This is a genomic window from Pseudomonadota bacterium (assembly GCA_022361155.1).
Lineage (GTDB): Bacteria > Myxococcota_A > Polyangia > Polyangiales > JAKSBK01 > JAKSBK01.
This window is the reverse complement of the sequence record JAKSBK010000579.1, coordinates 1-2,743: the sequence shown is the minus strand read 5'-3', so window position 1 is coordinate 2,743 and position 2,743 is coordinate 1. Positions and strand designations below refer to the sequence as shown.

Annotated in this window: 2 protein-coding genes; both read left to right on the top strand. The window is 58.9% G+C overall.

The annotated features are described in order from the left end of the window. Positions 1-375 precede the first annotated feature (375 nt). Entirely contained in the window at positions 376-1,812 is a 1,437-nt protein-coding gene (locus MJD61_21790) for a hypothetical protein (protein ID MCG8557890.1), read from the top strand. A gap of 645 nt (positions 1,813-2,457) precedes the next feature. Continuing rightward, positions 2,458-2,743 (top strand): hypothetical protein (locus MJD61_21785; GenBank protein ID MCG8557889.1); only part of this gene is annotated, 286 nt, incomplete at its 3' end.

The following is a 2,743-nucleotide window of genomic DNA, read 5'->3' as shown; positions in this document are numbered from 1 at the left end:
GGGTGGGAACGAAATTTCACACCCCGAGGGGTCGAGTCCGGTGGCTTCGGCAGCGGCAGTATCGCCTTGCTTGCGGCGGGATCCTGTTCGCATCCCGTCCGCGCTCGGCATCGGAAAAAGGCTCACGCGAATCGACGTGGGAACTCATCGACAATTGGAGAGGTTACGTATGACGCCGCATCGAAACAGACTGGCTTTCGTACACCACCCCTGGGGTATCCCCTCAGTGTCAGAAGGGTGGCGCACGGCCGCCGGAGGCATACCTAGATACACTAGCTCGGCGAGGCGTGACGCTTCTCCGGTGAGCGAGCCGCCTCCTCCAGTAACTCAGCGCTGCAAGTGGGCGTAGATGCCTGACAACATGGGAGGTTCCACATGAGAATGGTTCCGCATAAGTTATCCGTAGTGCTGGCGCTCATGAGCGCCAATGTGCTGGGCTGCGTCAACCCCGATGCCGACGAGTCGCAAGCCATAGCTGTGACTACCGCAGCGCTTACCGTACCCGCATTCGACATTCTTCAATTCCCTACCGGAAACTACGCCGAGTCGTCGGGTGCCTGGTTTTACGACGAGGGCAGCGATCCCGACGTAGAGGGTGAGGTGATCGTGGCCGTTAATCAGCCAGAATTTGCTTATGCGTGCCTCAAGAACGCGTACGCCGTTAGGTGTGACGATTGGTCGACTCCTTCCAACCCAGGCGGCGGTATCGATCCTACCTTGGCCGCCGATCTCAACGGTACCAACGAATTCTTCAAGCTGTCCGGAATAGGCAACGCAATCTACTTGGACCGATCGACAAATCCTTGTCCCGGGGACCACCAGACCTGCGATACTTCCACTGCTCCGACATGGACGACCTGTGCCTACGATGGGTCCGATCCGAGCCTCGGCTTGCCGCCTCCAGGACACGACTATCCGAGTCTCATCGACCTACCGTCCAGCGCCGCCAAGAGCGACGATATGTGGTTCGTAACGTGGTACGGTCCTCCGGGGTTTCCGCCACCAAACCCGACGATCGTTGCAGGTACTTTCGGCAATCCCACGAGCACCTGCAAGCCTATCTCATGGTGGGCCATGCCAGTGGATACCCCGAGGATGCTTCCGCGAGCGGTGGCCGTGAGGTCGGAGCTTTGGATCGTGTATTATGATACCCAACGGAACGAAGTTAGATTTGTCAAGTTCGACACGGTTGCCAAGACGTGGAGTCAGTCCAAGCGAGTTGGACCAGCGGCGGCCCTGCCGGCATTAAACGGCTGTCTTCGCTCGACGCTCCATGGGATTGCGGACAACAGGAGGCGAGAGTTCCCCCAGCCTCGAATCGACGTGAGCGATCGGAACGCCACGAATCCTGTTGCAGTCGTGACCTATGGGACACCGGGCTCGGGCAACTGCGCGACAGAGCAAGAGACGCACATCTACCGCAGTGACGACGGCGGGGATAGCTGGACCTGGGAGGTGGTGTACGGATGCGTAAACTCCGCTCATCCTACAGTGAAGTTCTACAGATCGCCTGGCGGCGCATCATCGGGCAAGGTACACGTGATGCTGCAGGCGGAATGTGGAACCTCACCCAAGGGGGGCAAAGGCTTGTGCGTGGCACAGTCGGTTAGCAACGATTTTGGTCTCAACTGGTCGGGGTGGTATACGGCTGAAGAAAACTTGTTTTCTGGCAATTTGATCGGTCCCCCGCTTTGTTATTGGGGCGAGTACGATGGCATCGTGCCCGACGTAAGAAACGAGACGATGTTATACCACTGGGGTGACATGGATACTACAATGTACAGGACGCGCGGAATGGGCGTGGAACCGTAAGCCAGAGTGGGAGATGGACCAATGGAAACGGACCCAAAGAGAGTTTTCATTTTCGTACTGCTCGTGCTGTCTGGCTGCGCCGGTGACAAGCGCGAACCTGTGGGTAGTGATGTCGGCCTGAAACGCGAGCAACTCACAGCGCCGGAAGGTGGTACCGCGGCGCAGGCTGGCAGGCCGGGGCAGCGCGTGCCCGACCAAGCTGACTCCGAGCCGGGCATAGGCGAACCCTGTGACCGAACCAAGGACGGGTGGCAACGACCGCAGTTCGGTACGCAAGAGGCGGTAGACCGGGCCTCTGAGGCGAGAGGAACGGTCCCACATCAGGTGCCTCGTGCTAGCGACGAGATCACGGATGTAATAGATATGCCCTTGGGTACGAAGTACTGCCTGGTGGGCATCTCCTATCCGAAGGGGTACATGACAGCTACCTGCAGGGCAGACGCAGACTGTCCGGATAAGGCTCGATGTGTCGGTAACTTGTGTCGCCGACCCTGCGATAACGATTCGGAGTGTGAGGGCCGCAGTAGGTGCTACGGCGCTCCAGGATCAGTACGATTCTGTTCCTGTGGCGACTGCGTGCGAGATTTGCTACATTAGCGCGAGTTGCTACAAGTGAGAAATAGGGGTCAAGAGGGGACCGATAGCATGAGCTCGATGAGCTTGAGGGGCGCGACATGCGGAGCGTTGTTGCCTGTGAGCGCTTTTGTCACGGGCTTTGCTTCATGCGATGGTGGGGGCTCGTCAGGTGGTATTGATGCGGGTATTGGAGGCATGGAGGCCGGTATCCAAGCCGGTATGGATGCGACGGGAGTCGGCTCGGGGGGTACCGACGGGGCGCTGAGTGCTATTGGGGGGCCCTGTCGTCGCGAGGACTATCCCCCTCAGAATAATTTCGTGCCGCCGGGAGTACTTTTTTGCCTGGTCGGTCCTT

What these genes read in the sequence shown, in the direction of transcription:
- MJD61_21790 (MCG8557890.1), top strand. Translation starts at nt 376, where the DNA reads ATGAGAATGGTTCCGCATAAGTTATCCGTAGTGCTGGCGCTCATGAGC.